2 protein-coding genes are annotated in these 3531 nt (G+C 75.4%); both read left to right on the plus strand.

Annotated elements, in window-relative coordinates; all coding sequences use genetic code 11:
- On the plus strand, nucleotides 1-905 hold a 905-nt coding region (locus AC08OT_RS19595; protein WP_476603170.1), incomplete at its 5' end, for a beta/alpha barrel domain-containing protein.
- 209 nt (nucleotides 906-1114) lie between these two features.
- On the plus strand, nucleotides 1115-3531 hold a 2417-nt coding region (locus AC08OT_RS19600), incomplete at its 3' end, for a beta-ketoacyl synthase N-terminal-like domain-containing protein (RefSeq protein WP_476603171.1).

Consider the following 3531-nt stretch of genomic DNA (forward strand, 5'->3'; position numbering starts at 1 on the left):
CGTCGGGCGTCGGCGCGAACGGCTCGCGGCTGGTGTCCGCGGCGGCCGGCGCGGGGGTGCTGGGGTTCGCCGACGCGCCGGTCTCCTGGCCGGCGACGACATGGCGAGCGGACGGGCCACCCGCCGCCGACGTCCGCGTGGTCGAGGTCGACCTGCCGCTGGGCCCCACTCCCGAACTGGTGCGGTTCCGCTTCACCGGCGCGCACCGCGACCGGCACGGCCGGGCCAGGCCGGCGCGGCACGTGGTCGCCCGCGTGATGGGGCTGGACTGCGCTCGAGCGTTCCTGAACCCGCCGGGCCCGGCGGTGCTGGAGGCCCTGGTCCGCGCCGGCGCGCTGACGTCGGCGGAAGCCGACGCGGCCCGCCACCTGCCGGTGGCCTCCGACCTGGCGGTCGCGTCGCCCGCAGGGTGGCACGGGGGCGGCCTGACGGTGCTGCACCTGCTGCCCGAGGTGCGGGCCCTCGCCCGGGGCGTCCCGCAACCGGTGCACGTCGGGGTGAGCGGTGGTGTCGGGACGCCCGAGCAGGCCGCGGCGGCGTTCGCCCTGGGGGCGGACTTCCTGCTCACCACCTCGGTGAACCTGTGCGCCGAGGAGTCCGCGCTCACCGCCGCGACCAGGGCGCATCTGGCCGCGCTGGCACCCGGCGACACCGGCTGGACCCGGACCCTTCACACTTCACGCTCGGCGCCCGCTCGGAGGTGCTGCGCCGCGGCACCCTGTTCGCGGCCAGGGCCAACCACCTCGTCGACCTGTACCGGCGGCGGGCCGAACCCGACGCCGCCACCCTGCGGCACGCTACGTCGGTCACCCGCTGGACCAGATCGCCGAGGGCGTGGCCGACCCCCGGCGGCGGCTGGCGGAGGCCCTCCGGTGGTATCTGCGGCGCGCTGCCGCCTGGCGTGACGGCGCACCGGAACAACCCCTCGACTACCGGCTGCCGTGTGGCCCGGACCTGGCGGCGTTCAACCGGGACCCGGGGCGGCGGGCCGTGGCGGGGATCGCGGACCACCTGATGGCCGGCGCGGCCGACCTCGTGGGCGCTGCTCAGTACTGAGCATACCGGCGTGATCGCGGTGGGTAAGGTCCGGCCGTACGCACCGGAAGGAGGCGGGATGCAACCGAGCAACGGCCTGGTGGACCCGGCCGTCGTCCTGGTGTCCGCGGGCGATCCCGTTCGGTTGGCGCACTATGCCAGGTCGCACCACGACCACGTGCGTGACCTGGGGGACGGCGTGGGCGACCGCGACGAGGCGCTGCGCGGCATCGCATGGACGACGCAGACGGCGCGGACCCCGATGGCTCACCGGCTCGCGGTGGTGTGCGCGAGCTTGGACGACCTGGTCGAGGGGCTCGCGGCAGCCGTCGTCGGCCGGGCGGACCCGCGCGTGCGCACCGGCCACGCCGTGGGTGGCGCGAGCGGAGCCGAGCCGAGGACTCCCACGGAGGCCGCCGAGCTGTGGGTTCGGGGGCACGACGTGCCGTGGCGCGCGTTCTGGCGGACCCGACCGGACCGGCAGCCGCTGCCCGCCTACCCGTTCCACCTGGCCGAACCGGCACCGGCGCCCGCCCCCGAAGCGGCGTCCGGTGCACTGCTGGAGCATCTCGTCGTCCAGTACGCCCAGGTGTCGGGCATCCCCCGGGACCGGCTGGACCCCCACACGCCGTTCGAGGACTACGGGCTCACCTCGTCCCAGATCAGCGAGCTCAACGTGACGCTGGAGCGGGACTTCGGACTGTCCGACCGCGCCCTGTTCTTCCGGCACCGCACGCTGGCCGGGGTCGTGGACGAACTCGACGCGGCCGGTGTCCGGCCGCGGGCCCAGGACCTCGCCCCGCGAGGCTCCGAACCAGGAGGCCCCGGACCAGGAGGCCCCGCACCGCTGACCCCCGCGCCGGTCCTGAAGGCACCTCGATGGCCAGGTGTCGCCTCGGCGCCGGATTCCGGTCCGGTGCCGGTAGCACCGGCGGACGACGGCGCGATGGCGATCATCGGCCTCGCGGGCCGCTACCCGCGGTCCCCCGATCTCGACGCGTTCTGGGGCAACCTGGTCGAGGGCCGCGACTGCGTCGGCGCGCTGCCGCCGGACCGGCGCCGGCCGGGCTGGCCGGTCGAGCGGATGACCGGCGGCTACCTCGACGGCGTGGACGAGTTCGACCCGCTCCTGTTCGGGATCACGCCGCGTGACGCGGCCCTGATGGACCCGCAGGAACGCCTGTTCCTGCAGTCCTGCTGGGAAGCCCTCGACGACGCGGGGCTGCCCGCCGAGCGGATGCGCGAGCGGTACGGGTCGCGCGTCGGCGTCTACGCCGGGGCGATGTACTCGGACCACCAGTTCTTCGGCGTCGAGGAGACCCTGCGCGGCACCCCCACCTACAGCGGCGGCGGCATCGGGCACGTCGCCAACCGGGTGTCGTTCTTCTTCGACCTCCGCGGCCCCAGCCTGACGGTGGACACCATGTGCTCGTCGTCGCTGGTGGCGATGCACCTCGCGGTACGCGCGCTGCGCGCCGGTGAGTGCGAGCTCGCCGTGGTCGGGGCGGTCAACCTGTCGCTGCATCCCAACAAGTTCCTGGAGCAGCGGCAGATGTCGCTGACGTCCAGCTCGGGCCGTTGCCGCAGCTTCGGTGAAGGCGGCGACGGGTTCGTGCCCAGCGAAGGCGTCGGCGCGCTGGTCCTCAAGCCGTTGCGCCGTGCGCTGGCCGACCGGGACCGGGTACGCGCGGTCGTGCGCGGCACGGGGGTGGTCCACGCCGGGCGCACCAACGGCTACCTGGTACCGAGCCCGCTCGCGCAGAGCGAGGTGGTGCGACAGGCCCTGGCCGACGCGCGGCTCGGGCCGGGCGACATCGACTGCGTGGAGGCGCACGGCGCCGGCACCGCGTTGGGCGACCCGGTGGAGATCGACGGCCTGAGCCGGGTGTTCGGCGAACGCCCGGCTGGCAGCGTGCCGATCGGATCGGTGAAGTCGACCATCGGGCACGTCGAGGCGGGCGCGGGGCTCGCGGCGCTGACCAAGGTCCTGCTCCAGATGGAACATCGCACGCTCGCGCCGACCCTGCACGTCGACCGGCTCAACCCGAACGTCGACTGGGCCGCCACGCCGTTCCGGGTGCAGCGGGATGCCGCGCCGTGGCCCGACGCCGGGCGGCCGAGGCGGGCGGGGATCAGCTCGTTCGGTGCGGGCGGCACGATCAGCCATGTGGTGCTGGAGGAGGCGCCAGCGCGCACCGAGCCCGCCGCGACGGGCCGACCGCAGCTGGTGGTGCTCTCGGCTGACAACGAGGAGCGGTTGCGCGTCCTGGGCGAGCGGCTGGCGGACGGCCTGCCCGCGGCGGCGGCGCTCGACGACATCGCCTGGACTCTCCAGAGCGGTCGCGCGCACCTGAAGGAGCGGCTGGCGTTCGTGGCGGCTAACCGGGACGGGCTGCGGGCGCGGCTGCGGGCGTTCGCGGACGGCGACGCGAGCGGTGTCGCGCGCGGCCGGGCCCGGCCGGCGCGGTCGGTGGACCGGCTGCCCACCGGGAACCT

The sequence above is a fragment of the Frankia sp. CgJB1 genome (genome assembly GCF_977947065.1).